This is a genomic window from Stenotrophomonas sp. ZAC14A_NAIMI4_1, from assembly GCF_003086915.1.
Taxonomy (GTDB): domain Bacteria; phylum Pseudomonadota; class Gammaproteobacteria; order Xanthomonadales; family Xanthomonadaceae; genus Stenotrophomonas.
In genome coordinates this window covers 2,690,395-2,715,208 of the sequence record NZ_CP026002.1, presented here as the reverse complement: position 1 = coordinate 2,715,208, position 24,814 = coordinate 2,690,395, and the positions used below count along the sequence as shown (strand labels likewise).

Genomic DNA, 24,814 nt, shown 5'->3' with positions numbered 1-24,814 from the left:
CTGCATGCGGGTCCATTCCGGAGCGTTGACGTGTGTGGCTCTGGACGCATGGATGGGACCGGCTATCGTCAGATCGGGTATTGGATTTCATTGGGTTGTCAGTTGACAACTCGCCCACGCCATGTGCAGACTGTGGAGAACAGGGAATGTCTCGAGCGCGTCATCCCGACAAGGACATCGAAGCGGCATTGCAGTTCGCGGAGGATCGAGGGTGGAGGCTTCGCGTGGCAGGCGGCCATGCGTGGGGCCGGATGTATTGCCCCTTCAACGACACCGATTGCCGATGCGGAGAGTTCTGCATCGTGAGCATCTGGAGCACACCCCGCAGTGCAAGCAATCATGCAAGGGCCTTGCGGCGCGTAGTCGAGAACTGCAGCCGTGAACAATGAAATCAGGCTTCGTCAGAAGCGAGGTGATCAATCATGGAATTCAACTTCACGCTGAAGTACCGCTTGCCGGATACCTGCGATGAAATCGATGTCCTCGAGCAGCGCTTGGCTGAAGCCGGGTGTGACGATGCACTTGTGGGCATCGGTCTGCCTGGACGATTTGCGCTTGCGTTCTGCCGTGAGGCGGGCAGCGCGGGGGCTGCCCTGCGTTCGGCGCTGGATGACGCGCAGCGGGCGGTGCCTGGTGCCGAGCTGGTCGAAGTGAGCCCCGACCTGGTGGGGCTCACCGACGTTGCAGACCTGCTGGGAATGTCGCGGCAGAACATGCGCAAGCTGATGCTTGCCAACCCGCAGTCGTTTCCGTCCCCGGTCCATGAGGGGTCGACCTCGATCTGGCATCTCGCCGACATTCTCGGTTGGCTGCGGGCGCGGGGCAGCGCGAAGGTCACCACGGAGATGACCGAACTCGCCGCCGCCGCGCTGCAGCTCAATCTTGCGCGGGAAGGGCGCAGGCTGCAGCCGAAGGCGTAGCGCCGGCCTGGATCGACGCCCACCGCGTTACCGCTGCACCTGCTCCCACCAGCGTGAGCCGGCGTGCGGCGCCTGCATGTCCAAGGCCTCGCCCATGATCGGCGTGGTCACAGCGACGTTCCTGGCCGCCGCCAGTGCGGTGATCCGCTCGAACGGCTGCTGCCATTCGTGCAGGGCAAGATCGAAGGTGCCGTTGTGGATCGGCAGCAGCCACTTGCCACGCAGGTCCAGGTGCGCCTGCAGGGTCTGTTCGGGCTGCATGTGCACGAACGCCCAGCGCTTGTCGTAGGCACCCGTCTCGATCATCGTCAGGTCAAACGGACCGTACTTCTCGCCGATCGCCTTGAAGCCATCGAAGTAGCCGGTATCGCCGCTGAAGAAGATGCGGAAGTCGTCATCCTGGATGACCCACGACGCCCACAGGCTGCGGTCACTGTCGCCGAGGCCGCGACCGGAGAAGTGCTGGCCCGGGGTGGCGGTCAGGCGCAGGCCATTGGCCTCGGTCGACTGCCACCAGTCCAGCTGTTCGACCTTGGCCGCATCCACGCCCCAGGCAATCAGCTGGTCGCCCACGCCCAGCGGCGCGATGAAGCGAGTGGTCTTGCCGGCCAGCTGCATGACCGCTGCATGGTCGAGATGGTCGTAGTGGTTGTGCGAGAGGATCACCCCGGCGATCGGCGGCAGGTTCTCGATGCTGATCGGCGGCGCATGGAAGCGCGCCGGACCCATCCACTGCACCGGCGAGGCACGCTCGGAGAACACCGGGTCGGTCAGCCAGTACTGGCCGCGCAGCTTCAACAGTAGGGTAGAGTGGCCAAGCCGGAACAGGCTGCGATCGGGCGCGGCATCCAGCGCTGCACGGTCCAGTGCCTGCACCGGGATGGGCGCCGTCGGCACGGTGCCCTTGGGCCGGTTGAACAGGAACGTCCACCACAGCTCGGCGCCGACGCGCAGGCCCATCGCCGGTTTCGGCAGGGCGTTGCGGAACTTGCCATCGCTGTACTGCGGTGAATCGGGGAAGTCGGGGAGGAACCAGGACTTGCAGAAGGTATAGGCAGTCACGGCAAGAGTTCCGAACAGGAGGACAAGGAGCAGGCGCTTCATCGGTGACGTCCGCTGGGTACACTGCACAGTGTAGTTTCCGATTTCAGGAAAGTACACCGACCGGTGTAAAATGTGCGCATCCGTTCAGTTTCCTGGTTCCCGCCATGCCCCGTGCCCCGCAACGCCTGACCGACCGCAAACGCGAAGCCATCGTGCGCGCGGCGGTGGAGGAGTTCCGCAGCGCCGGCTACGAGGCGACCAGCATGGACCGCATCGCCACAGCCGCAGGCGTCTCCAAGCGCACCGTCTACAACCATTTCCCCAGCAAGGAAGAACTCTTCGGCCACATCCTGGAAGAACTCTGGGAAAGCAGCATGGCCGCTGTCGTACTTCCCTACCGCGCCGATCTGCCGCTGGACGTGCAGCTCCTGCAGTTGCTGGGGCAGAAGCTGGAACTGCTGGGCGATGCCAACTTCATCGATCTGGCCCGCGTGGCGATGGCCGAGATCATCCACTCGCCGGAGCGCGCGCAGGCCATCGTCTGCCGCATGGGCGAGAAGGAAGGCGGGGTGAGCGCGTGGATCCGCGCGGCCGTCGCCGATGGGCGCCTGCGTGAGGTCGATCCGGAATTCGCCGACCACCAGTTGCAGGGCCTGGTGAAGGGCTTCGCATTCTGGCCGCAGGTGACCATGGGCCAGCCGCCGTTGGGGCCGGCGGAAAGGCGCAAGGTCGCCGAGTCGGCGGTGGCGATGTTCCTGGGCTTCTACGCGCGCTGAGCTGGGCCAGCGGCTGCGACATAACAGCGCATCGCTGTGCAATGACGCAATGTTGTGACGCGATTACCTGCGACCCAGCCTGGCCATCTGCGAAACTCAGGGCAGATACCACGGCCAGCTCGCCCATGTCCTTCGCGTCGTCGCAGCAGATCCATGAAGTACTGCGGCAGTCCTACGGGATCACCGCCACCGCCGTGGTGCCTCGCGCGGTGGGCGCCGATGCCAATGCGGGCGTGTTCCGCATCGACGCGCGCGGCAGTCACTGGTGGTTGAAGAGCCGCAGCTATCAGGTGGCGCCGGAAGTGTGGGAGGGCCTGCACTGGATGCGCGGCACGCTGGGCATCGAGGAAATCGTTGCACCCTGGCCGGCGGTGACCGGTGGCGCGTCGGTGCAGCGTTGGGGCCTGCAGTTCACTCTGTTCCCGTATATCGAAGGGCAATCCGGCTTTGAAGCGCCACTGAGTGCGCGCCAGTGGCAGCGCCTGGGTGAAGTGCTGCGCCGCCTGCATACGGCGGACCTGCCGGCGGCGTTGGCCGAGGGCCTGCCGCGGCAGCCGCTGTCATGCGATGCACTGCATGAGGCCGGACGATGGCTGCAGCAACCGACGACACTGCCGACCGCACAGGACCGCTGGGGCCGGGCCTTTCACGCGGTGTGGGAGCGACATCGTGCACGCATCGCTACGCTGCACGACCGTGCGCAGGGCCTGCAGCAGGCCCTTGCCGGCCGCGTCCCGTGCCTGCGCCTGTGCCATACCGATCTGCACGCGGGAAACGTGTTGATGGGTCACGACGGAGCACTGCACCTGATCGACTGGGACGGCCTTTCGCTGGCGCCCCGCGAACGCGACCTGATGTTTGTCGGCGCGGCGGTGGGCGGCCGTTGGGGGCGTGAGCGCCCGCAGGGGTTTGCCGATGGTTACGGCGATGACCTGGGCGATCCGCAGTGGATTGCCTGGTACCGGCACGTGCGCATCCTGCAGGATCTGGTGGAGTTCCAGCAGATGCTGATGGGGGCGGGGGGCGACTATCGGCCACCGCAGCAGCGGCGGCAGGCGCTGCATCATCTGGGCGAGTTGTTTGCGCCGGGGAATGTGTTCTGCGCGGCCGAACGGGCCTACAGCGCGGTGTAAGGGTGTTCGGCAGGGCTGCGCCCTGCACCTGCTCAATGCAACGTCAACGTCAAAAGCTGGGTTCCTGGGGGATGGCGGGCTGGGTCCGGTGGCAGGGGACGCCGTGAACCCGTCCATGGGGGCTTGGTCGCGCCATCCATGGCGCTCACACCCCTGCCACCGGACCCAGCCCGCCTTCGACAGTTTCCTGCGATCTTTTAAAGCCTGCTGCTGATGGTGGGTGCCGACCGTTGGTCGGCACGGGGTCGGATCCGGAATCAATTTCGATATCTGACAGATTTCATCCACGCATGGCGTGGATCTACTGGGAGGGCGTTCTGCTTTGGTAGGTGTCGACCTTGGTCGACACGGATGAATTCATTCGATATCTGACAGATGTGCCGACCAACGGTCGGCACCCACCAACCGTCACCAGGGAACTGTCGGGGGCGGGGCGGTGTGGGTGGGCAGGACCGTTGGCGCCATGGATGGCGCCATCGAGCCCCCATGGACGGGTTTACGGCGTGTCCTGCCCAGCCACACCGCCCCGCACATCCAGCAGAAACCCAGAGCCGCTCTGGCTTTTGAAGTTGACGTTGATTCTGCAGGTGCAGGGCTGCAAGCCCTGCCCAACAACCCCTTACTCAGCCGGCTTGGCCGCCGCCGTCGCTGCCACGCTCGCGGCGCGCCGTGCCAACACCGCCTCACGGTGCGCGATGTACGCATTCGCCGCCAGGATGATGCCCGCACCAATCAGCGTCCAACGATCCACGCTCTCGTCAAACAGCAGCCACCCGCACAACGTCACCAGCGGCAGCTGCAGGAAGCTGATCGGGGTCAGGGCCGACACTTCGCCCAGGCGCAACGCGCGCGTCCACAGCAGCTGGCCGACCGTACCCATCACGCCGGTCGCCACCAGCCATACCCAGGCCAGCCCGGTGGGCCAGACCCAGACGAACATCGCCGGCACCAGCGACAACGGTACCCAGAACACGTAGGTGTACAGCACCACCGTGTCGGCGCTGTCCACGCGGGTCAGCTGCTTGATCTGGATGGCCACCAGCGAACTGAGCAGCGCCGCGGCCACCGCGATCAGGCTGCCCGCAGAGAAACCCGCAGTGCCCGGCCGGACGATCACCAGCACGCCGATGAAACCCACCACGACGGCAGCCCAGCGGCGCACGCGCACGGTTTCGCCCAGCCACAGCACGGCGGCAATGGTGACGAACAACGGCGTGGAATAGGACAGCGACACCGCCTGCGCCAGTGGCAGGTGGCCGAGGGCCCAGAACGCGCACAGCATCGAGCCCAGGCCGATCGCACTGCGTACGAAGTAGCGCGGCAGCTGCTGGGTCTTCAGCGGTGCGCGGCCCGGGCGCAGCAGCATCGGCAACAGCGCCAGCAGGCCGAAGGCGTTGCGGAAGAACGCCACTTCCTGCGTCGGCACGTAGCGGGTGGCGTAGCGGATGGCCACGGCCATCAAGCCGAAGGCCATCGTGCTGGCGAGCATCAGCAGCGCCGCCCGCGCCGGGGTGGCGAGCGGCGGCCGGGTGCTGGCGTTCACCACTGGGCGCCGAGCAGGCGCGGCTCCGGTTCAATCGGCACGCCGAACTTCTCAAGCACCGATGCGGAAATGCGCCGGGCCAGGGCCAGCAGCTCGGCGCCGCTGGCGTTGCCATGGTTGACCAGCACCAGGGCATGGCTGGGGGCCACGCCGGCGTCGCCGTCGCGGAAGCCCTTCCAGCCGCAGGATTCGATCATCCAGGCTGCCGAGACCTTGCGCTGGTCATCGCGTTCGGCCGGGAACACCGGCAGCTCGGGGAAGTGCTGCTGCAGCACCTCCACCTGTTCCAGTGGCAGCACCGGGTTCTTGAAGAAACTGCCGGCATTGCCGAGCACGTCCGGGTCGGGCAGCTTGCGGCGACGGATGGCGATGACCGCGTTGGCCACGTCCACGGCGCTGGGCAGCTCCACGCCCTGTGCCTGCAGTTCCTCGCGGATGCCGGCGTAATCCATGCGCAGGTCGTGCAGCAGCGGCAGCTTCAGTTCGATGGCGGTGATCAGGTAGCGGTCCGGCTGCTGCTTGAACACGCTGTCGCGGTAGGCAAAGCCGCATTGTTCGTTGTCCAGCCGCACCCAGGCCTGCTCCTGGCAGTCCCAGGCTTCCACGGTCTGGATGAACTCGCCGACCTGTGCGCCATAGGCGCCGATGTTCTGGATGGGCGCGGCACCGGCGGTGCCGGGGATCAGTGCGAGATTTTCCAGGCCGGACAGGCCCTCCTGCAGCGACCACATCACCAGGCCATGCCAGGACACGCCCGCACCGGCGCGGATCACCGCGTGGTCGGCACGGTGTTCCAGGAAGCTGATGTCGCGGTTGCCGAACACCAGCACCGTGCCCGGCAGGTCATCGGCGATCAGCACGTTGCTGCCGCTGCCCAGCACCAGCAGCGGGCCAGTGGCGACGCTGGGCAGGGCCAGCACGTCGGGCAGCAGGGTGGGGTCGTGCAGTTCCAGCAGCTGCGCCGCCTCGGCGCGCACGTGGAAGGTGTTCAACGCCTGCAGCGGGGCATTCGAGGTGAGGGTCCAGCGCAGCGGTGCGGCGGAGGTGTCGTGGCTGTCCATGGGCGCGCTCACAGCGGCGCCACCGCGCCACGGCTGGGCGCTTCGCGGCGGCGACGGATCGCTTCCACGCAATCGGACACCAGCGACGGGCCGCGGTAGATCAGGCCGCTGTAGCACTGCACCAGGGCGGCGCCGGCGGCCATCTTGGCCACCGCGTCGGCACCAGAGAGGATGCCGCCCACGCCGACCAGGGGCACCGACTCGGGCAGGCGCGCGCGCAGGCGACGCAGCACCAGGGTCGACTGGTCCAGCACCGGCGCACCGGACAGGCCGCCGGCCTCGCTGGCCAGCGGATCGCCGGCGATGCCACTGCGATCGATGGTGGTGTTGGTGGCGATCACGCCGTCCACCTGCAGTTCGCCCAGCACGCGGGCGGCGGCGTCGATGTCGCGCTCGCTCAGGTCCGGCGCCACCTTCACCAGCATCGGCACGCGGCGACCATGCTGCGCAGCCAGGGCTTCCTGACGGTCACGCAGCTGGCTGACCAGTTGGCGCAGCGCGGTCTCTTCCTGCAGTTCGCGCAGCCCGGCGGTATTGGGCGAGGAGATGTTGACGGTGATGTAGTCCGCCAACGGGTACACCTTGTCCAGGCAGGTGATGTAGTCATCGACCGCCTGCTCGTTGGGGGTGTCCTTGTTCTTGCCGATGTTGATGCCCAGCAGGCCGCGGCGGTTGCGCGCGCGCTCGACGTTGCGCACCAGCGCATCGACACCGGCATTGTTGAAGCCCATGCGGTTGATGATGGCCTGGTGTGCCGGCAGCCGGAACAGGCGCGGCTTGGGATTGCCGTCCTGCGGGCGCGGGGTGATGGTGCCGATCTCGACGAAGCCGAAGCCCAGCGCGAACAGTGCATCGATGTGCTCGCCGTTCTTGTCCAGGCCGGCGGCCAGGCCGACCGGATTGGGGAAGGTCAGCCCGAACACGGTGCTCGGCATCGGCGCGATGCGTGCGGCCAGCAGCGGCGTGGTGCCGGTGCGGTAGGCCAGGTCCAGTGCGGACAGGCCGAGGCCGTGGGCGCGCTCGGCGTCGAGCGAGAACAGGAAGGGGCGGGCAAGCGAATACATGCGTCGGTTCAGTCCAGCGTGCCGAGGAAGGCTCGGGTTCGATATTCAAAGGCGACCTGTCCATCCACCGCATGGGCGTTGAACAGGTCCTGCAGCGCGGCCAGCATCGGCGCATGGCGCGGGTGTCCCGGCTGCGGTGCGTAGGAAGAAGACAGCAGGCGCCCGCGCAGGGCGTCGAAGTCCAGGTGCTGCAGATTGGGCAGCTCGATCATCCCGCGCAGGCCAGGGCCGAACCAGGCCTGCATGGTGGCATCGTCCTGGTAGCGTTCGGCCACAGCGGTGTAATCGGTACCGTAGTCCAGCAGCAGCTGCTCGTAGCCGATGAGGAACGGGCTGGCATCGAGCAGGCGCGAGTTCCAGTAGACCAGCGCCATGCCACCGGGGCGCAGGATGCGCTGCCATTCGGCGCGCACGGCCACGGTGTCGAACCAGTGGAAGGCCTGGGCGGCACTGACCAGGTCGACGCTGGCATCGGCCAGCCCGGTCGCTTCGGCGCGGCCATCGACGGCGCTGAACTGCGGGTACTGCGGCGCCAGCCACTGTTCGGCAGCGGCGCGCATGGCGGCATTGGGTTCGACCGCGAGCACAGGATGGCCCGCGGCCAGGAAGGCACGACTGGAAATGCCGGTGCCGGCGCCGATGTCGGCAACCCGGGCAGAGGCGGGCACCGCCATCGGGCCGTGCAGCCAGTCCATCAGCGCAGCCGGGTAATCCGGGCGGTAGCGCACATAGTCGGCGACCCGGCTGCTGAAGCGTTCAGTGCTGTCTGACGCGCTCATGGCCGTCAGTTCGACATCGCGGCCAGCCAGGCCAGGCCGCCGAAGAACAGGACGATGACCAGCAGGCCCAGGCCCAGCATGATCACGTTCAACCAGCCCAGGATCAGGCCGGTGAGGGCCAGGCCGTCGCCTTCCAGCTCGGTGGGGCGGCGGCGGATCTCGCCGCGCGCCATGTGCCCGGTGATGATGGCGACGAGGCTGGCTACGAAAGGCAGCACGGTCCAGCTGGCGATGCCCAGCACCAGGCTGAGGACGGCCAGGGCACTTGTCTGTCGGGGTGCCACGCTCATGGGGGTCCTCCTTGGCAGTGCGCACATGATAGTGCCTGCGGGCCGCCAAGCCCATGGGCAGCAGCGCGGCGGCCTGGGTAGGCGTCGACCTTGGTCGACGAAGAGCGCCAACCAAGGTTGGCAGCTACCCGCGCGGAAAACTCAGCCCATCAGCACCTGGCCACCATCCACGTTGAGCACATGCCCGGTGATCCAGCGCGCCAGCGGCGAACACAGGAAGAGCGCGGCATCGGCGATCTCGCGCGGGTGGCCGAAGCGGCCGAACGGGATCCGGGCCAGGGTCGCGTGGTACAGGTCGGGATCTTTCACGCGGCGACGGTCCCACAGGCCGTCGGCAAACTCGATCGAGCCAGGCGCGATGGCGTTGACCCGGATGCGGTCCGCTGCCAGGGCCAGCGCCTGCGACGTGGTGTAGTGCGAGAGCGCGGCCTTGGCCGCCGCATAGGGGGCACCGCCGGGGCGCGGCTGCTGGGCGGCGATCGAGGACAGGTTGAGGATGCAGGCATCGGCCGAAGCCCGCAGCCAGGGCAGCGCGAGGCGCGAGGCACGCACGGCGGCCATCAGGTCGATCTGCAGGCTTGCCGCCCAGCCATCCTCGTCATCGGCCATGCCATAGCCGGTGGCGTTGTTGACCAGCACGTCAATGCCGCCGAGTGCGTCGGCGGCGGCCTGCAGCCAGCCGCCGATCTGGCCGGTGTCGGCCAGATCAGTGGTGAATACGTGCAGGGGCGTGCCGTGTGCCTGGGCATCGGCCTGCAGTGCCTGCAGCCCGGGCAGGCCGCGTGCGCAGACCGACACCGCTGCACCGGCGCCGGCAAATGCCAGCGCCAGTTCACGGCCGATTCCCTTGCTGCCGCCGGCGATGAGCACGCGGCGGCCGCTGAAGTCGAGGGTCGGAGCCCCTGCGGGGATCCGACCCTGGGCAGGGGTCAGATCCCCGCAGGGGATCCGACCTGCAGCCATGTCCGGCATATTCGCCATTACAGGTCGAACTTGATTCCCTGGGCCAGCGGCAGCGAGTCCGAATAGTTGATGGTGTTGGTCTGGCGGCGCATGTAGACCTTCCATGCATCCGAACCCGACTCGCGACCACCGCCGGTGTCCTTCTCGCCACCGAAGGCGCCACCGATCTCCGCACCGGACGTGCCGATGTTGATGTTGGCGATGCCACAGTCGCTGCCGGCAGCCGAGAGGAACTTCTCGGCGGTCTTCAGGTTCTGGGTGAAGATCGAGGACGACAGGCCCTGCGGCACGCCGTTCTGCATGTCGATGGCCTCATCGATGCTGTCGTACGGCATGACGTACAGGATCGGCGCGAAGGTTTCGTGCTGGACCACCGCGTCGCTGTTCTTCAGGCCCGACACGATGGCCGGCAGCACGAAGTTGCCGGCACGATCGATGCGGGTGCCACCGGTTTCGATGGTGCCGCCGGCGGCCTTGGCCTGGGCGATGGCATCAAGGAACTGCTGCACGGCGCCGTCACTGTTCAGCGGGCCCATCAGGTTGGCGGCATCGGTCGGGTCGCCGATCTTGCCTTCCACCTGCTTGTAGGCCTTGACCAGGGTGGCCAGCACGTCGGCGTAGATGGAGCGGTGCACGATCAGGCGGCGGGTGGTGGTGCAGCGCTGGCCGGCGGTGCCGACGGCGCCGAACACGATGCCCGGCACGGCCAGCTTCAGGTCGGCGGTCTCGTCCAGGATGATGGCGTTGTTGCCACCCAGTTCCAGCAGGCAGCGGCCCAGGCGGCGGGCGACCTTCTCATTGACCGTGCGGCCGACCTGGGTCGAGCCGGTGAAGCTGATCAGCGGCACGCGACGGTCGTCCACCATCTTCTCCGACAGGGCGGTGCCGGCGTCGTTGACCAGGAAGAAGATGTCCGGGAAGCCAGCTTCGCGCAGTGCGTCATTGCAGATGCGCATGGAGGCGATGGCGGTCAGCGGGGTCTTGTTGGACGGCTTCCAGATGCAGATGTCGCCGCAGATGGCGGCCAGGAAGGCGTTCCAGCTCCACACCGCGACCGGGAAGTTGAAGGCCGAGATGATGCCGACCAGGCCCAGCGGGTGGTACTGCTCGTACATGCGGTGGCCGGGGCGCTCCGAATGCATGGTGTAGCCGTACAGCATGCGGCTCTGGCCCACGGCGAAATCGGCGATGTCGATCATCTCCTGCACTTCGCCGTCGCCTTCGGGCTTGCTCTTGCCCATTTCCAGGGCAACCAGCGAACCCAGGGCGTCCTTGTGCTTGCGCAGCGCTTCGCCGCACAGGCGCACAGCTTCACCGCGGCGCGGGGCCGGGGTGGTGCGCCAGGTCTTGTAGGCCTCCTGCGCACGGGTAATGACCGTCTCGTACTCGGCCTCGGTGGTGGCGCGGACCTGCGCGATCGGCTCGCCGGTGGTCGGGTTGACCGGGGTGATCAGCTCACCGCCGGTGGCGCTGGACCATTCCCCGTTGCCCAGGTAGGTGCCAGCGTTGATCGCGTCCAGACCAAGGGACTTGAGCAGCTCGGAAGACATGCAGACTCCTGTGTTTCGTTACGTAGTTGGTGCCGCCGCGGGCAGGTGGGGGACGCGGCGGACTGAGCCGGCGATGGTAGCAGAGGGATGTGGCCGGGCTTGGTGCAGTGCGGGGTGGGGACGCCAAAGGCTTGACGGGCCTGCGTCACGATTTCAGAACGGGCCTGGCGAGGCGAAACTGATAAAAATCAGTGCCCTATGTCTCGCTTGCTGTGCGGATCGCGTCAAATGATTGCCAGATGGCGGCTATCTTTTGTGACGGAGTTCGGACACAATCGGGGCGAAGTCAATCAAACCGCAATCAAATGTGTGCACCGGCTGGGGAGATCGGTGCTGCTGGGGATCATGTCCGGATCCGCGGAATCGTCTGAGGAGATGTTTTGTGCTACATGGATCCGTAGAAGGCCTTTCCAGCCACCCCAGCCGGGCGCGCCGCCGCGTAGAGGCCCGCGCTGCACTTGAACTGGCATTGCGCCTGGGCGACCTTGCAGTCGTCCCGCTCACCGCCGTTCTCTCTCATCTCATGTTTTATGGTTCGGCCGTGCCGGACCCGTCCCAGCGTGTCGTATTCGGCGCGCTGCTGCTGAGTGCGATGGTCTGCTTCATGATCGCGCCCGTGTACCGCAACTGGCGCGCACGCGGCCTGATCACCGATCTGTGGGTGCTGTTCCTGGCCTGGTCCGCGTCCTTCGCACTGTTCTCGGTCTATGCGGTGCTTGTCGACATGGCCGGTTCCGTGCCTACGCGCTGGCTGCTCGGCTGGTTCGGTGCGGGACTGATGCTGATGATCGGCACGCGCGTGGCGCTGCGGGTGCAGTTGCATCGACTGCGTTCGCGCGGCCTGGATCGCGAGCGCGTGCTGCTGGTCGGCCTGCGCTCTTCCGGGCTGAAGCTGCACCGCCTGCTGCGCGGCAAGCCCGAGCTGGGCAAGGAAGTGATCGGCTACTTCTCCGCCAAGGGCGATCTGGCGGTCCGTCGCGGTGGCGACGCGCCCCGTTGCCTGGGTGCGCTGGGTGACCTGCCGCGTTACATGGACCAGCATCGCGGTGAATTCGACCAATTGTGGGTGTCGATGACCCCGGGCGACGCCGGTGACATGAAGGCGATGCTGAAGCAGATCGAGCGCTTCCCGGTGCCGGTGCGGCTCATTCCCGACACCACCGGCTGGGGCACGCTGAATCCGGGCGTGCACCAGGTCGGCAACGTGCCGATGATCGGTGTGCGTCAGGGGTTGTCGGACCACAATTTCCGCCTGGCCAAGCGCGTGGAGGACATTCTCGTCGCCGGGCTGGCAGTGATTGCACTGGCGCCGGTGTTTGCGGTGCTGGCGATCGGTGTGAAGCTGAGCTCGCCTGGTCCGGTGCTGTTCCGCCAGCGCCGCCATGGCCTGGGCGGCAAGGAATTCTCGATGCTGAAGTTCCGCTCGATGCGGGTTCATGCGGAAGGTTCCTCGGACAAGATCACCCAGGCCACCCGCAACGATCCGCGTGTCACCCGCTTTGGCGCCTTCCTGCGCCGCAGCAGCCTGGATGAGCTGCCGCAGTTCTTCAATGTGCTGGGTGGCAGCATGTCGGTGGTGGGGCCGCGGCCGCACGCCGTGCAGCACAACAACCATTACGAGCGCCTGATCGACCGTTACATGCACCGCCACTACGTGAAGCCAGGCATCACCGGCTGGGCGCAGGTGCACGGGCTGCGCGGGGAGACCCCCGAACTGCGCTCGATGAAGAAGCGCGTGCAGTACGACATCGATTACATCCGCCGCTGGAGTCCGACCCTGGATGTGCGCATCATTGTGATGACGGCCTTCAAGGTGCTGGGCCAGAAATCGGCATACTAGGCACTGAGGCTGTTGCCGGCGACGCGCCGGCCGCGCCCGCGTGGAAGCGCCCGGTCTGCAGCAGCGGCCGGGCGCTGCGTTTCATGTACCGAAGAACTGATGGAAGCCGTTGTCCGTGTTCAAGAATATTCTGGTTGTGTGTGTCGGCAACATCTGCCGTAGTCCGTCGGCTGAAGTGATGCTGCGTGAGGCAGTGCAGGGCAAGGGCATCACGGTGTCCTCGGCCGGCCTGGGGGCCCTGGTCAACCATGGCGTGGATGCGACCGCACAGGCGCTGTTGACCGAACATGGCCTGGATGGCAGCAGCCATCGTGCGCGGCAGATCGACCGCAGCATCCTGGGGGCCTCGGATCTGGTGCTGGTGATGGAGCGCAAGCATGTCCATCGCATCATCGAGATCGCGCCGGAGGCGTCGGGCAAGACCTTCCTGCTGGGCAAGTGGCAGTCCGACCGCGAGATTCCCGATCCCTATCGCCAGCAAAGGGCGGCATTCGAACACGTCTACACGCTGATGGATGAAGGCGTGAAGAGCTGGGTCCGCTACCTTTGAGTGCCCGCGCCTGCTGAAGGCGCGCTGCAGGCAGAAAGCCGGGAGCCGTCAGGCCCCCGGCTTTTTTCATTCGCCGACGTTGCGCAGGTTGTCGTAGAAGAAGCGCTCGTCGCGGTCACCGGTCATGCCGTACAGGCCGTACTTGCGGCCGAGCATGGCGCCACCGTCGCGGATCAGCGGGTTCCAGTTGAAGGCTGCACGGCCGCGCGTGGAGCGTGGCAGGAAGCCGTCGAGCGGAATGCTGAAGTAGATGCCCTTGTCGAAGCTGCCTTCGCCGAAGTCGCGTGCCGAGACATTGGTCTTGGTCGCATAGGCGCCCATGGTTACGCCGTTGTCGAACACGCGGGCCAGGTCCAGGGTGGCACCCTTGTCGCCGGCCAGGTACTGGCCGACCGACAGCGAGCCGATGACGCGCTGCTGGGCGTCGAACGCATAGTAGAACGTGGCATGGCCGGTGGTGATGCGATAGTCGCGCAGGCCAAAGTGCTGGTCGTAGTCGCGCTGCTGCACCCGGTTGAGGTTGGCGCCCACAGCCCAGCGCTCGCCGCTGGGGCGATACAGCAGTTCGCCGCCGACGCCGGCATACATCCACTCCAGGTAACCGGCGTAGGCAATGCCATACAGGTCCGGCGCCAGTCGCCCGGCTATATTGGCCTGCAGGTTGGGCAGCATCACGTCGGAGGTGGTCAGGTACTGGCGGATGTCGGTGCGCACGCGCGGCAGGCGGCTGGGCGCGTTGTACCTGAACTTGTGGTAGTTGTTGGTGATATCGGCGCTGACGGTGCCGGTCAGCCAGATGTTGTCGCGCAGGAACAGGCTGCCCGTGTAGTTGGCTGCGACCTGGTACAGGATGAAGCCATCGGGGCCGCCCAGGTTCTGCCGGTAGCCGACGTTGAAACCGCCGCCGAAGGGGCTGCGCTTGGGCTTGTACAGCGTCTCCCGCGCGCGCGCGTCGGGTGCCTGCAGTTCCGTGCTCCGGCGCAGGACGTCTTCGCTGACCGTGCCATCCAGGTAGCCGGCGAATGCTTCGCGGTTGATCGACAGATCGGCGATCGGCATGCCCACGCGGGTGGTGCGCAGGGTGAACCAGTCGTAGTCATCGCCGGTCGCATTGGCAAGGATGCGCGTGGCGCGCCCCAGGCCCTTGGCGGCATGCAGGTAGCGGGTCTGGTACCCGTCGATGTACAGCTCGTCGCCGCGGCGCGAAATACGCTCGACACGGAAGCCGGCATTGCGCTGCAGTTCGGCGGTGACCGCTGCCCAGTCGGTGCTGGTGGCGGTTGCGGCACCGGCACCGGAGACGTCGCTGCTGGCGACGGCTGCGCGCTGGTCGGCGATGGCGGCCGCGGGCAGCAGCCGCTGCGGCGGCGGGTCGAACGGCTTCGGTGCTGCAGGCGTGTTGCCCGGGTTGCCGCGCAGGGTGAGCGAGAACATCGCCGCGTCACCACGCTCCCAGGCGGCGGTCAGCTCGACATTCCGGTTCGGGACATAGACCAGGCCCACGTTGATGGGCGTGCGCTGGCGCAGGTTGTTGTCGCGCGGTTCGCGGCGATAGTCGTTGCCGTCGTACTCGACCTTCAGCAGCAGCTCGTCCATCGGCGTCTGGTAGGTAATGCCACCGAAAATGCCGACCGGGCCCTTGAACATGTTGCTGAGGCCGAACTTGCCGGCTTCGGTCGTGCTGCTGATGGCGCCGCGTCGCCGGTTCTTGAACCGGTCATCAATCAGGCCCAGCGGATTGGAGAAGTCTCCCCGGTTGCCGATGTAGCCGGTGGCCAGGCCGATCGATGCGTCGATGGGGCCAAAATTCTTGTTGGCGACCAGATATTCGCTCGAGAAGAAGCCGGTGCCGCCGAAGTCGCGCACGCCGAAGGCCACTTCCGGCAGCATGCGCGACTCTTCCCACAGCCGCAGCTTGAAGTCGATCGACTTGTCCTTGTAGTGCTGGTTGCCGGCATAGCTGCGCCCGTAATACAGGTTGTTGACGTTGATGTAGCGGAAGGAGGCTTCCAGCCACGGGAACGGCTGCAATGTCAGGTTATAGCGCGCGTACGGAGCGTTGTAGGACGCTGTGAAGCTCAGGTCGCCATCGTCGGCCATCCGCGCGGTCGGCGTCTGCAGCAGGCCGATGCCGCCCCACTCGTTGGCAGTGGGCGGCGGCGCTTCCTGGGCATGCAGTGCACAGGACAGCGACAGGGCGAGCGCGCTCAGCGCGAAACGGGCGGGGCGCGCCAGGCGCGCGCGCGTGCAGGGCTGGGTCATCACGGGCTGACAGGCTGGGTGGCGATGAACGCGGCGAAGTCGCTGTTGAACAGCGGATCGAGGCGCTTGAGGAGCGGGGCGCGCAGCGGCACGAACAGCGTGCCGCCGGCAGCAATGGCCTGGGGATCGGCGCGATTCCACAGGGCGATACCCAGCTGCTGGACCCGCCCGTCGGGCTGGATCACGAAGATGTCATTGCGGTCGGCGAGTGCGCTGGGCCGGCAGTCACGCAGGTAGTCGCGTGCATCGCGCTGCGGGACGTGGGGCAGGACGCAGGCTTGCCCGACCGCGCCCATCACGGTGATCGTGCGCGGCTGCTGCGGGAAGCGCAGCGTATCGCCGTTGGCGAGCACCGGATTGTTCGCGGGCTGGACCTGGATCAGGCGCGCGGAACTGGCGATGGGCATGCGCCCGGTGGCCGGATGTGCGTCGAGCCACGCCTGCAACGTCTGCGCCAAGGCCGAAAGCTGTGTGTCGCTGGCCTCTGCCAGCTGCCCGGCACCGTACTGCAGGCCGGCGCGAAGACGCACCTGGTCTTCCATGGCCTGCGGGCGCTCGAAGCTGGTGCCCAGCAGGTAGGCGTCAGCGCTTGGGCGGGCCAGCAGCAGGGCGTCGGCGAGGCGCGCGTTGGCCGGCAGCTCACGCGTGCCAGCCGCCGCGGCCGCGCCTTCGATGCGCACCTCGGTCGCCTGGGCGGCGCTGGCTGCAAACAACGCGGCGATGATCACCGGGCCGGAAAGTCGAAACGTCATGGCTCAGTCCTTGGCCGGGCGATAGGGTTTGAGCTGGGTCAGCTCCGCCACACGGCCGGGCGCCAGATGCTGGCGGCTCTTCCAGATGAAGCCGGTGGCCGGATCGGCCCAGTAGACGTTGCGGCCGTGCATGCCGCCCTGCAGTTGTTCGTCGTAACGCTGCAGGGTGCGGCGCGTGCCGAGGATGTTCACCTCCTCCAGTGCGCCACGGCTCAGGGTGCCGGTCACGGCCACGTCGACCTGGTACGCAGGAACCCAGTCATAGCGACGCTGTACCTTCACCGGCGTGGTCACGCTGCGCAGGTCGTCGAACGGCGAGGGGCCGTCGATGCGCGCGTGCCACTGCTGCCCCAGCCCGCTGCCTCCCAGCAGCAGGCCGTGGCGGTCCAGCTCGAACACGGCGTGCGCGCCGGCGTACCACTGCTGGCGGCCACCATCGACGTAGCCCAGCACGGCGACGGCCACGATGTCAGGTGTGTCCACCTGCAGCTGCGGGAAGCGGTTGCTGGCCACGCCCTCGGCGGTGGCCTGGGCCGGGCGATGGGTGATCAGCCGGAAGGTTTCTGCCGTGGACCGGCTGCCGGTGGTGCAGCCGGTGAACAGCAGGGCGGCGACGACGGCGGGAAGCAGCGCGGCAAGCGCGCGGTGTGCCGGCCGCTGGCTGGCCGCGTCCATGCGCGCCATATCAGTTGTCCCTGACTTCGGTTCCGGTACGCGCTGCGTTGTACAGGATGCTGGTGAACGGCAGCAGCTGGTTCACGAAGCGGTTCCAGCGGCTGACGCCGGCGGCGCCGACGAACACCACGTCGCCCGGCTGCAGGTGGAACTGGCTGCCGGCGGCGAATGCGGTGGGCGAGCGCGCCTCCAGCTGGTAGACCATGGACGGCTCCTGCAGCAGGTCGGTGCTGCCGCGGATGACGTACACGGCGTTGCCGTTGGCGGTCTGCTGCAGGAGGCCGCGTGCACGGCCCAGTGCCTGGTTCAGCGAGACGTCGCCGGTGCGGAAGCTGTAGGCGCCCGGCAGGTTCACCTCGCCCACCACGAAGATCTCCTTGCGATCCAGGTAGGGCACGAAGATGGAGTCGCCATCCTTGAGGAACAGCTGGCGGCCGCCGAACTGACGGGCCAGGGATTCCAGGTTGATGGTGTAGGTGGTGCCGTCACGGCTGAGCTGGATGCCCGACAGGTCTGCCTGGGCACTGTTCAGTCCCGCCTGGCTGATGGCGTCGGCAAGGGTCAGTGGCGAGGTGCCCAGTGCGATGGGCGAGGATCGCTCGGCAGCGCCGGTCACCCAGACGCGCTGGCTGCCGTAGGTCAGGACAGACACATCCACCTGCGGCGATTCCACGTACTGGGCCAGGCGGCGGCTGATCTCTTCGCGGATTTCCACCGGCGACTTGCCCGAGGCCTTGATCTTGCCGATATAGGGGTAGAACAACGTGCCATCGCTCTGCACCAGGCGACCGGCGAGGGCGCCTGCCTGCTGCGAGCCTGCCGGCACGGTCAGCTCCGGGTGATCCCAGACGGTGACATAGAGAATGTCGCCGATGCCGACCTTGTAGGGTTCCGGCTGGTAGTCGAACAGTGCGTTCGGCAGCGATTTCTGCGCCCGCGCGGCATTCTCCTGGGCGATCAGCTTCGGAGTGATGGTGACGATTTCCAGCTGCCCGTCACCGCTGTGGCGGTCAATGGCAACGTCGCCACGGCGCAGGTGCTGGCCCGGTGCAAGCGCGCAGCCGGACAGTGCCAGTGCGGTGAGTGCAGCGGCAAGAAGACGATGGGTGGTGTTGTTCATGAGAATGGGATTCTGGCAGGCATAAAAAACCCCCGCCGGGTCGCGCCCGGCGAGGGCCTGTGTGGTACGCAGTGCGCCGATCAGCCGCCGGTGCCGCCCGTACCACCCGTGCCACCGGTACCGCCGGTGCCACCCGTGCCGCCGGTGCCGGGGCCGCCCGGGCCCGGGCCACCCGGATCGGTGCCGCCGCCGCCATCGTTGCTGCCGCTGGTGCTGTCGCCACCAACGCTGTAAGCCACGGCAGCCGCAGCAACAGCAATCACGGTGGTACCAACCACTGCAGCAGTCGAGACGCCCGCAGCTTCTGCGCCGGCGACTTCAGCGGCGGCTGCTTCCGAGGAGGTTTCTGCGCCGGTGGTAGCCTGCGCTTCCTGCGCGAAACTCATCATCGGGGAGGCGGAAAAGGCCGCCAGTGCCACAACTGCGATCGTCTTCTTGAACATGGGGAGGCCTGCTCCGTCAGGGAAAATTCCACCTGTATGTTCGGTGGATGAACCTTGGCTGTCAAGGTTTAGGGCACGCCATCTCATTGATGGCGTTTGATTGGCGACGAATAACTGCGCAGGTCGTCACGTTCCAGCGCCCGCTCGCGCCCGGACAGCGCCTTCGCGGTGGCCTTCACCATGTCATGCGTATGCAGGTCAGCCATCAGTATCGGCACGGTCGCGCCAGCGACAATGGCCAGCAGCGCAGCGTGCATGCGCGCGGCGACTGCGCCCGCCGGCACCCGAATGCCACGCAGCACCCAGGCGGACGCGGTCATGCCCAGGCCGAGTCCGACGATGATCTCCGACAGCGAATGCGCCCCAAGCGGAACTCTGGACCAGGCGATCGCCACGGCGAGTGCGGCACCCGCGATGGCCCAGGCCCATGGGCGCGGGCTGCGGCCGCTGGCCAGCAGCCAGAACACCGCTGGATAGAGCGTGCTGGACATCGCGGCATGGCCGGAAATGCCGGTGAAATCCAGCGACTCCACGCCCAGCCCCCAGCCCATGAAGGCGATCTTGCTGGCCAGCGTGGCGCTGGCCACCACCGCGATGGCCACTGCCCAGCGCCACAGCAGGCGGCGATGCGTGGACGGGACGAACAGTGCCAGGACGAAGGCAAGGGGAAGCAGGGCGCGACTGTCGCCGATGGCGGACAGGCTCTCCCAGAGGATCATCATGTGGCGGCGGTGCGGGGGCGGGGTGGGGCGGACAGGATAGCGGCGTTGGCTGTTTCGGCGGCTGCCCGTGGCTTGGTCCATTCAGCAAGAAGCGGTATCCTTGCGTGCTGCCAATGGCCCCGTAGCTCAGCTGGATAGAGCGTCCCCCTCCTAAGGGGAAGGTCGCCCGTTCGAATCGGGCCGGGGTCACCAGAATCAATGAGTTGCGTCATTTTCTTCGGGGTGGGCAGCTCTGTTTTGCTGTGAATAGGCCGATTTCTGGCACAGTTGGCACAGTTCAAGAGAGCTGCGCTGATCATGGAAGAACCTGAGAGCTTGGACCTCTACTGCTGCTTGTCGTCTCTCCGTGTGGGAGACCAGGCGTTCGACTTGGGCCATGGGTTGTCGATCAGCCCGAGTTACACCCACGTCATGTCTAGCTCAATGGTTGCCCTTGAACGACCTTCAGCACCGGGTCGGCATCATCCTGGTCCTTGGGTTGCGACCGGGAGCGGCTTCGCTTTCGATTCCGAGGCAGTTCTTTTTATCCCCGCCGGCTACAGGCGTACGAAATCTGACTCCGGAGCCATCGCACGCTACATTGCGGGGCTGCTGCGACTGTGGGTCGATCCTCGGATTCGTTGGACTCTGGTGTCCCACATTCATCCTCACAAGATTGAATGGGCGCCTGAGAAGGAGAGGGTGCACGTTGCTTCTGCTGTCGAGGTGCAGCCTTGGTACTTCGAACTCCATCCGGCGACTGAAAGGGATGCTCTGAAAGATTTGGAGTGGATTCGAGATCATTGGGAGGCCGCAATCGATCTGACTGAATCGAGTGCATCATTCAGCTTAGCGCTGGACGCAATTTCCAATGTTCAATTGATTCACAGCACTGCCCTCGGACTTGTCTCTGTGTGGGGCGCACTTGAAGCTCTCTTCACTGGGGCAAATAGCGAGCTCAGGTTTCGCGTATCAGTGATGATCGCTGCATACCTGAAACCGCCCGGGCCCGAGAGAATCGCCCAGCATAAGCGAGTCATGAAGCTCTATGACGCGAGGTCCGCCGCAGCCCACGGGTCTCCAAAGCATTCCTCGGAGGACTTGCTGGCATCTCTTGAGCTGCTGCGCAAAGTCATCATAAGGATGATCGAATCCAGGCGTGTACCGACCAAGGAAGAGCTCGAAAGCCTTCTGTTTGGTGCATAGGACCAGTCAGTACATGAGCTTTGAGATGGCGCCTGCAGGTGCTCACCCACGCCTGCCAGTTCCGAATCCTTCTTGAACCGGTCCCACACGGTGGCCTTGTCTACCGTGACGATAACCAGAAGATGAGGCGTAGTGGCTGGTAGCCGACTGCTGGCCAGGCCGCTGCAGAACGGTCAAGGGTCGTGAAGGATCCTGGACCGATGTAACGCAGTGTCCCCGCTCGCGCGGGGACGTGTATGGCTGAGGTGCGAACTACTGGCAGACGTACTCTTCGGAGCTGTCGTAGAACCTGTCGTAGAAGTCATCAGGCATGTGGCCGGAGCCGAAGTACACGAGTTCTCTACGGTAGAGGTGGCTTACGCCATAGACACCTGGCGAGCTACAGCTCGCCGGCATTGCACCTTCGTAGGTTTGACCATTGAAGGTGTGGTGTTTCTCCTCGCAGGAGTAGCCACCACCAACGCCTTGGGGGTCCGTCCTGCAGGTGCCGCCGTAGCCCTTCATTTCTTGGAAGCCGGTGTAAGCGTCAGTTGGGCACGAGCCAAAGCCTTCCGGACCCCAATCGCCATACGTGTAGACGCCGCTGGGGCCATCCACCCCTCCTTGGCAAAAGTTTGTATAGGCCACCGGATAAGGCTGGATGGTTTCCGAGTCAACCCACAGAACGCGTCCCGTTGGCACCCACTGACCTGCTACGGCGCTCTGGGCGAAGCCAACCGACAACAGAGCGAGTGATACGCTCAGCACGAAGCGACGCGGCGTGGGGCGGGCAGTCCTGCAATCATTTTGCATTGAATTCACTTCCATCTCTCCATGAGTAAGGTAGTGCTGCACTGCTCCCGCACAGTCGCAATCTCCCCCTGAAGGGCGCAATCGGAGAGTCACCCAGAAGGCTGTAGGGAAAGCCCTAAAGGGACGAGCGATGTGACACACGTCGAAAAGCGATTTGCTCAGGGCTCTTTGACCGACCCGGGAGCAGCAGCAGGCCGGGCGGTTGGAAGAAGCAGCGGCAAGGTCGCCCGTTCGAATCGGGCCGGGGTCACCACGCTTCCGGCGTGGCTCACGCACATCGCGCCGCCGGTCCCCGCATTCATCCGCATCCCATTGCCGGAAATGCGCATCACCCTGCAGAACGGGAACCCTGTTTGCGCTTACGGTGACCCTGCAGCACAGGTTGGCCGTCTTTTCCACGGCAGTAGCCTGCCCGCATTCCTGTCGGCTGGAGTATCCCGTGGACCTGTTGCTCGCCATCGGTGAGGTAGCGCTGGTGTTCGCCTGCCTGCTCGGCCTGGTGCATGTCGCAGACCGGGTCTGGCGCCGCCGGAAGCGCTGAAGGCGGCAGGGCAGGGCTGTCTTCCGGCGGAAATGAATTCGCGCTATCGTCCGAAAATCGTGATGAACATCACACTTGGGGTGTGCCCATGCAAGCACGTCGTTTTCGGTATGCGTACAGGAAAGTCCGCGAGTGGCATGTAGGGGCGGTGCGGGCCGGTTGGCTGGCCCTGCGCTACGGCTTGACCGGTGACACCGGGCGCTTCAATTCGCACGGGGGCTGGCGGGTCAGCCGTCTGCGGGTGGACCGCGAGCGCGACGAAGCGAGCTGAGCGCTCACGTCGCGGCTGCGCTGCATGCACGTGCATTGCACGAGCGCTGCAGCAGGGTGGATGCACATTCCCCACTCTGGATGCGTGCAATGAATACCCCAGGCACTCCCAAGCCCAGCTTTCGCCAGCGGCACGGTCTGTGGATCGTGGCGGGGGTCGCGGCGGTCATCGCCCTGATCCTGGTCACCCAGTACTGGTAACGCTTGGCCGGCCTTTGTAGAGTCGGGCATGCTCGACCCTGCAGGGCCAGATTCCAGCGGAGCGCATGATGCCCTTGCCCGATGTGCTTGCTACGGTGGCCGGTGAGCTGATCCTGGTGCCGGTCACCCTGTTGCCGATCATCAATCCGCTCAGCACGGCGTCGATCTTCGTGTCGACCGTGGGCGGCCGACGGCAGGTGGCCAAGCGCCTGGCCCGTCAGATTGCCTTCAACAGTTTCATCGTGATCGTGGTGGCGATGCTGGTCGGCACTTACGTGCTGTCGCTGTTCGGCATCTCGCTGCCAGTGGTGCGCATCGGTGGCGGCCTGCTGGTGGCGGCCGCGGGGTGGCGCATGCTGGGGGCGCGCGTGGACGATCCGCCCAGCGCGGCGGAGGAGCAGGCCTCGGCGATGGCCGACCCCGAGCTGCAGCGCAAGAGCTTCTTTCCACTCACGTTCCCGCTCACCACCGGGCCGGGCACGATTGCCGCCTGTATCACCCTGGGCACCCATGTCGAATCAGTGACGCCGCTGCACCTGCTGTCGGGCGTGGTTGTTGCCGTGGGCGGGGCACTGCTGGTGGTGTCGGTGATCTACCTGATCCTGCGCAATTCGATCGTGCTGGTTGCCCGGCTGGGGCCGACCGGTGCGGTGGTCATGCAGCAGCTGGTAGCGTTCGTGCTGCTGTGCATCGGCATCCAGCTGATGTGGACCGGCTGGGTGGACCTGAACCAGCAGACCTTCGGGGGATGATCCCGGGCCTGGCTGCGTGGATGCTTCAGCTCTGTTGCAGCAATTCCACCAGCTGGCGCAGCCGGTAAGGCTTGGGCAGGAACTCCACCTGATCGGGCAGCGGCGGCAGCTGCGAGCGTGCATAGCCGGACGACAGGATCATCCGCGCGTGCGGCTGGTCGCGCGCCACGTGTTCGCTCAGCTCGATGCCGGACATGCCATTGGGCATGCTGACGTCGCTGAACACCACGTCGAAGCGCTCCCCGCCCTGCATCAGGGCGACGGCTTCGTGGCCGTCGGACGTGGTTGCCACATCGATGCCGAAATCGCGCAGCGCCAAGCCGATCATCTCGCGCAGATCGGACTGGTCCTCCACCATCAATACGCGGAGCGTGTCATCAGTCATGGGCAGGGTCCTCCATTGCGGGTAGCAGCAGGCTGACCGTGGTGCCGACACCGGGCGTGGTGGACACATCAACGAAGCCGCCGCTCTGGGTAGTAAAACCGAACACCTGGCTCAGGCCCAGACCGCTGCCCTTGCCGATGTCCTTGGTCGTAAAGAAGGGCTCGGTGGCCCGTTCAGCGATGTCCGGGGCCATGCCATGGCCCTCGTCGCAGACGCTTAGTGTCACATATCGACGCTGCAGCGCGGTGTCCGCGTCCGGATCCAGGCGGTGCTCCAGCGCGGTGGCCACCAGGACGCGGCCACCGTCCAGGGTGGCGTCGGCGGCATTGGCCACCAGGTTGGCAAGCGCGGTCTGCAGCTGCAGCGGGTCGGTGCTGAGCAGGGGGAGGCCCGGGGCCAGCTCGGCTTCCACGGTTACGCCGGGTGGGCAGGCGCTGCGCAGGCCGGGCAGCCATTGCCTGATCTGCTGGTTGATGTCCAGCGGCTCGCGGATCAGGGTCTGGCCGGTGCTGAAGGCCAGCAGCTGCCGGGTCAGCAGCGAGCCACGGTCGGTCGCGGCCTGTGCGGTGGCCAGCAGCTCGGCGGCGCGGGCATCGCTGCCAAGCCGCAGCGACAGCAGGTCCAGTGCGTTGCCAACCGTGGTCAGCAGGTTGTTGAACTCGTGGGAGAGGCCGCGGCTGAGCCGGCCCACGGTCTCGAACTGCTGGGTCTGGCGCAGGGCCCGCTGGGCATCGCGCAGCAGGCGCTGGGCCTGCCAGTGCTCGGTGATGTCGCGGGTGATCTTGACGAAGCCGAGCAGCTCGCCGTTCTCGCGCACCGCTTCAATGACGATGCTGGCCCTGAACGATGAGCCGTCGCGGCGCACCCGCCAGCCCTCGCTGGCCACATGGCCGTTCTGTGCGGCCAGGTGCAGCAGCCGCTGCGGTTCGCCTGCATCGCGTTCATCGGCCAGGTAGAAGCGGCTGAAGTGGGTGCCGATGACTTCGTCGGCACGGTAGCCCTTGATCCGTTCGGCGCCCGGGTTCCAGCTGCAGACGATGCCCTGGGGGTCAAGCAGGTACAGGGCATGGTCACGAACGCTGTCGATCAGCAATCGCAGTTGGCGGGACGTGTCCGTCAGCACGGAAGGCGTAGAAGCAAGAGCGTCCACGTAGAAATCAGTTATACCCCTGTAAGGGATGCGACCGTAGGCAGGCAAGCG

26 protein-coding genes and 2 tRNA genes are annotated in these 24,814 nt (G+C 66.1%); 11 read left to right on the top strand and 17 right to left on the bottom strand.

The genetic code is table 11. The annotated features are described in order from the left end of the window. Positions 1-146: 146 nt before the first annotated feature. Together C1926_RS21810 and C1926_RS12275 are read left to right on the top strand one after the other, a co-directional pair. The gene (locus C1926_RS21810; protein ID WP_108746557.1) at positions 147-389 is read left to right on the top strand and encodes a hypothetical protein; all 243 of its coding nucleotides are present in this window, start codon (positions 147-149) and stop codon (positions 387-389) included. Positions 390-422: 33 nt separating this feature from the next. Next, entirely contained in the window at positions 423-920 is a 498-nt protein-coding gene (locus C1926_RS12275) for a DNA-binding protein (protein WP_108759383.1), read from the top strand. Between the two features lie 27 nt (positions 921-947). Here C1926_RS12275 and C1926_RS12270 read toward each other — a convergent pair whose 3' ends face one another. Beyond that, complete coding sequence (locus tag C1926_RS12270) at positions 948-2,024, bottom strand: MBL fold metallo-hydrolase (protein ID WP_108759382.1); 1,077 nt, start codon at positions 2,022-2,024, stop codon at positions 948-950. A gap of 104 nt (positions 2,025-2,128) precedes the next feature. Here C1926_RS12270 and C1926_RS12265 point away from each other — a divergent pair, with 104 nt between their 5' ends. Then, positions 2,129-2,740, top strand: a complete 612-nt coding sequence (locus C1926_RS12265) for a TetR/AcrR family transcriptional regulator (protein WP_108746559.1) — start codon at positions 2,129-2,131, stop codon at positions 2,738-2,740. 125 nt (positions 2,741-2,865) lie between these two features. Next, entirely contained in the window at positions 2,866-3,873 is a 1,008-nt protein-coding gene (locus C1926_RS12260) for an aminoglycoside phosphotransferase family protein (protein ID WP_108759381.1), read from the top strand. 619 nt (positions 3,874-4,492) lie between these two features. Here the strand turns inward: C1926_RS12260 and C1926_RS12255 are convergent. The 7 genes from C1926_RS12255 to C1926_RS12225 all read right to left on the bottom strand — a co-directional run bounded on the left by C1926_RS12255 (position 4,493) and on the right by C1926_RS12225 (position 11,123). After that, entirely contained in the window at positions 4,493-5,362 is an 870-nt protein-coding gene (locus C1926_RS12255; protein WP_079225199.1) for a DMT family transporter, read from the bottom strand. A gap of 50 nt (positions 5,363-5,412) precedes the next feature. Further along, positions 5,413-6,477, bottom strand: a complete 1,065-nt coding sequence (gene murB, locus C1926_RS12250) for a UDP-N-acetylmuramate dehydrogenase (protein ID WP_108759380.1) — start codon at positions 6,475-6,477, stop codon at positions 5,413-5,415. 8 nt (positions 6,478-6,485) lie between these two features. Further along, complete coding sequence (locus C1926_RS12245) at positions 6,486-7,541, bottom strand: quinone-dependent dihydroorotate dehydrogenase (protein WP_108759379.1); 1,056 nt, start codon at positions 7,539-7,541, stop codon at positions 6,486-6,488. 8 nt (positions 7,542-7,549) lie between these two features. After that, positions 7,550-8,320: a class I SAM-dependent methyltransferase gene (locus C1926_RS12240; RefSeq protein WP_108759378.1), complete on the bottom strand. Its 771-nt coding sequence runs from the start codon at positions 8,318-8,320 to the stop codon at positions 7,550-7,552. Between the two features lie 5 nt (positions 8,321-8,325). Then, on the bottom strand, positions 8,326-8,610 hold the full coding sequence (locus C1926_RS12235) for a DUF4190 domain-containing protein (protein ID WP_108746562.1): 285 nt from the start codon (positions 8,608-8,610) through the stop codon (positions 8,326-8,328). Positions 8,611-8,751: 141 nt separating this feature from the next. Next, a complete protein-coding gene (locus C1926_RS12230; RefSeq protein ID WP_108759377.1) occupies positions 8,752-9,591 on the bottom strand; it encodes an SDR family oxidoreductase in 840 nt (279 codons plus the stop codon). After that, positions 9,591-11,123: an aldehyde dehydrogenase family protein gene (locus C1926_RS12225; RefSeq protein WP_079221672.1), complete on the bottom strand. Its 1,533-nt coding sequence runs from the start codon at positions 11,121-11,123 to the stop codon at positions 9,591-9,593. Before C1926_RS12225 ends, C1926_RS12230 begins: the two co-directional genes overlap by 1 nt. A 382-nt stretch (positions 11,124-11,505) precedes the next feature. On the opposite strand from C1926_RS12225, the gene C1926_RS12220 reads away from it, so the two are divergent. Next, positions 11,506-12,963: an undecaprenyl-phosphate glucose phosphotransferase gene (locus tag C1926_RS12220; protein ID WP_108759376.1), complete on the top strand. Its 1,458-nt coding sequence runs from the start codon at positions 11,506-11,508 to the stop codon at positions 12,961-12,963. A 115-nt stretch (positions 12,964-13,078) separates the two neighbouring features. Next, positions 13,079-13,513 (top strand): low molecular weight protein-tyrosine-phosphatase, encoded by a 435-nt coding sequence (locus tag C1926_RS12215; RefSeq protein ID WP_079225201.1) that lies wholly within the window; start codon positions 13,079-13,081, stop codon positions 13,511-13,513. Positions 13,514-13,579: 66 nt separating this feature from the next. Here C1926_RS12215 and C1926_RS12210 read toward each other — a convergent pair whose 3' ends face one another. The 6 genes from C1926_RS12210 to C1926_RS12185 form a co-directional block, all read right to left on the bottom strand. Further along, entirely contained in the window at positions 13,580-15,775 is a 2,196-nt protein-coding gene (locus C1926_RS12210) for a YjbH domain-containing protein (RefSeq protein WP_108759375.1), read from the bottom strand. After that, positions 15,775-16,527: a capsule biosynthesis GfcC family protein gene (locus C1926_RS12205; RefSeq protein WP_108759374.1), complete on the bottom strand. Its 753-nt coding sequence runs from the start codon at positions 16,525-16,527 to the stop codon at positions 15,775-15,777. Before C1926_RS12205 ends, C1926_RS12210 begins: the two co-directional genes overlap by 1 nt. A 3-nt stretch (positions 16,528-16,530) precedes the next feature. After that, the gene (locus tag C1926_RS12200; protein ID WP_254057257.1) at positions 16,531-17,202 is read right to left on the bottom strand and encodes a YjbF family lipoprotein; all 672 of its coding nucleotides are present in this window, start codon (positions 17,200-17,202) and stop codon (positions 16,531-16,533) included. 10 nt (positions 17,203-17,212) lie between these two features. After that, entirely contained in the window at positions 17,213-18,322 is a 1,110-nt protein-coding gene (locus tag C1926_RS12195) for a polysaccharide biosynthesis/export family protein (RefSeq protein ID WP_108759372.1), read from the bottom strand. 80 nt (positions 18,323-18,402) lie between these two features. Next, the gene (locus tag C1926_RS12190; RefSeq protein ID WP_108759371.1) at positions 18,403-18,765 is read right to left on the bottom strand and encodes a hypothetical protein; all 363 of its coding nucleotides are present in this window, start codon (positions 18,763-18,765) and stop codon (positions 18,403-18,405) included. A gap of 83 nt (positions 18,766-18,848) precedes the next feature. Continuing rightward, the gene (locus tag C1926_RS12185) at positions 18,849-19,487 is read right to left on the bottom strand and encodes a phosphatase PAP2 family protein (protein ID WP_108759370.1); all 639 of its coding nucleotides are present in this window, start codon (positions 19,485-19,487) and stop codon (positions 18,849-18,851) included. A gap of 115 nt (positions 19,488-19,602) precedes the next feature. Here C1926_RS12185 and C1926_RS12180 point away from each other — a divergent pair. Both C1926_RS12180 and C1926_RS12175 read left to right on the top strand, forming a co-directional pair. Continuing rightward, positions 19,603-19,679 (top strand) — tRNA-Arg (locus C1926_RS12180). Positions 19,680-20,117: 438 nt separating this feature from the next. Next, on the top strand, positions 20,118-20,672 hold the full coding sequence (locus tag C1926_RS12175; protein ID WP_216822011.1) for a HEPN domain-containing protein: 555 nt from the start codon (positions 20,118-20,120) through the stop codon (positions 20,670-20,672). Between the two features lie 252 nt (positions 20,673-20,924). Here the strand turns inward: C1926_RS12175 and C1926_RS12170 are convergent, their stop codons facing one another. Next, on the bottom strand, positions 20,925-21,479 hold the full coding sequence (locus tag C1926_RS12170; RefSeq protein ID WP_108759368.1) for a hypothetical protein: 555 nt from the start codon (positions 21,477-21,479) through the stop codon (positions 20,925-20,927). Between the two features lie 159 nt (positions 21,480-21,638). On the opposite strand from C1926_RS12170, the gene C1926_RS21500 reads away from it, so the two are divergent. From C1926_RS21500 to C1926_RS12160, 3 genes are all read left to right on the top strand, one after another. After that, a tRNA-Ser gene (locus C1926_RS21500) sits at positions 21,639-21,717 on the top strand. 648 nt (positions 21,718-22,365) lie between these two features. Continuing rightward, the gene (locus tag C1926_RS21710; protein WP_216822010.1) at positions 22,366-22,476 is read left to right on the top strand and encodes a DUF3827 domain-containing protein; all 111 of its coding nucleotides are present in this window, start codon (positions 22,366-22,368) and stop codon (positions 22,474-22,476) included. 68 nt (positions 22,477-22,544) lie between these two features. Next, complete coding sequence (locus C1926_RS12160) at positions 22,545-23,228, top strand: MarC family protein (RefSeq protein ID WP_108760685.1); 684 nt, start codon at positions 22,545-22,547, stop codon at positions 23,226-23,228. A gap of 25 nt (positions 23,229-23,253) precedes the next feature. Here the strand turns inward: C1926_RS12160 and C1926_RS12155 are convergent, their stop codons facing one another. Beyond that, complete coding sequence (locus tag C1926_RS12155) at positions 23,254-23,613, bottom strand: response regulator (RefSeq protein ID WP_108746572.1); 360 nt, start codon at positions 23,611-23,613, stop codon at positions 23,254-23,256. Then, positions 23,606-24,736, bottom strand: a complete 1,131-nt coding sequence (locus C1926_RS12150) for a PAS domain-containing sensor histidine kinase (protein WP_108759367.1) — start codon at positions 24,734-24,736, stop codon at positions 23,606-23,608. The genes C1926_RS12155 and C1926_RS12150 overlap by 8 nt, the downstream gene beginning before the upstream one ends. Positions 24,737-24,814 lie beyond the last annotated feature (78 nt).

What these genes read in the sequence shown, in the direction of transcription:
- C1926_RS12240 (WP_108759378.1), bottom strand. Translation starts at nt 8,320, where the DNA reads ATGAGCGCGTCAGACAGCACTGAACGCTTCAGCAGCCGGGTCGCCGAC.
- C1926_RS21810 (WP_108746557.1), top strand. Translation starts at nt 147, where the DNA reads ATGTCTCGAGCGCGTCATCCCGACAAGGACATCGAAGCGGCATTGCAG.
- C1926_RS12170 (WP_108759368.1), bottom strand. Translation starts at nt 21,479, where the DNA reads ATGGAAGTGAATTCAATGCAAAATGATTGCAGGACTGCCCGCCCCACG.
- C1926_RS12185 (WP_108759370.1), bottom strand. Translation starts at nt 19,487, where the DNA reads ATGATGATCCTCTGGGAGAGCCTGTCCGCCATCGGCGACAGTCGCGCC.
- C1926_RS12210 (WP_108759375.1), bottom strand. Translation starts at nt 15,775, where the DNA reads ATGACCCAGCCCTGCACGCGCGCGCGCCTGGCGCGCCCCGCCCGTTTC.
- C1926_RS12225 (WP_079221672.1), bottom strand. Translation starts at nt 11,123, where the DNA reads ATGTCTTCCGAGCTGCTCAAGTCCCTTGGTCTGGACGCGATCAACGCT.
- C1926_RS12200 (WP_254057257.1), bottom strand. Translation starts at nt 17,202, where the DNA reads ATGGACGCGGCCAGCCAGCGGCCGGCACACCGCGCGCTTGCCGCGCTG.
- C1926_RS12235 (WP_108746562.1), bottom strand. Translation starts at nt 8,610, where the DNA reads ATGAGCGTGGCACCCCGACAGACAAGTGCCCTGGCCGTCCTCAGCCTG.
- C1926_RS12205 (WP_108759374.1), bottom strand. Translation starts at nt 16,527, where the DNA reads ATGACGTTTCGACTTTCCGGCCCGGTGATCATCGCCGCGTTGTTTGCA.
- C1926_RS12190 (WP_108759371.1), bottom strand. Translation starts at nt 18,765, where the DNA reads ATGTTCAAGAAGACGATCGCAGTTGTGGCACTGGCGGCCTTTTCCGCC.
- C1926_RS12275 (WP_108759383.1), top strand. Translation starts at nt 423, where the DNA reads ATGGAATTCAACTTCACGCTGAAGTACCGCTTGCCGGATACCTGCGAT.
- C1926_RS12245 (WP_108759379.1), bottom strand. Translation starts at nt 7,541, where the DNA reads ATGTATTCGCTTGCCCGCCCCTTCCTGTTCTCGCTCGACGCCGAGCGC.
- C1926_RS12270 (WP_108759382.1), bottom strand. Translation starts at nt 2,024, where the DNA reads ATGAAGCGCCTGCTCCTTGTCCTCCTGTTCGGAACTCTTGCCGTGACT.
- C1926_RS12255 (WP_079225199.1), bottom strand. Translation starts at nt 5,362, where the DNA reads ATGCTCGCCAGCACGATGGCCTTCGGCTTGATGGCCGTGGCCATCCGC.
- C1926_RS21710 (WP_216822010.1), top strand. Translation starts at nt 22,366, where the DNA reads ATGAATACCCCAGGCACTCCCAAGCCCAGCTTTCGCCAGCGGCACGGT.
- C1926_RS12160 (WP_108760685.1), top strand. Translation starts at nt 22,545, where the DNA reads ATGCCCTTGCCCGATGTGCTTGCTACGGTGGCCGGTGAGCTGATCCTG.
- C1926_RS12195 (WP_108759372.1), bottom strand. Translation starts at nt 18,322, where the DNA reads ATGAACAACACCACCCATCGTCTTCTTGCCGCTGCACTCACCGCACTG.
- C1926_RS12230 (WP_108759377.1), bottom strand. Translation starts at nt 9,591, where the DNA reads ATGGCGAATATGCCGGACATGGCTGCAGGTCGGATCCCCTGCGGGGAT.
- C1926_RS12260 (WP_108759381.1), top strand. Translation starts at nt 2,866, where the DNA reads ATGTCCTTCGCGTCGTCGCAGCAGATCCATGAAGTACTGCGGCAGTCC.
- C1926_RS12155 (WP_108746572.1), bottom strand. Translation starts at nt 23,613, where the DNA reads ATGACTGATGACACGCTCCGCGTATTGATGGTGGAGGACCAGTCCGAT.
- C1926_RS12265 (WP_108746559.1), top strand. Translation starts at nt 2,129, where the DNA reads ATGCCCCGTGCCCCGCAACGCCTGACCGACCGCAAACGCGAAGCCATC.
- murB (WP_108759380.1), bottom strand. Translation starts at nt 6,477, where the DNA reads ATGGACAGCCACGACACCTCCGCCGCACCGCTGCGCTGGACCCTCACC.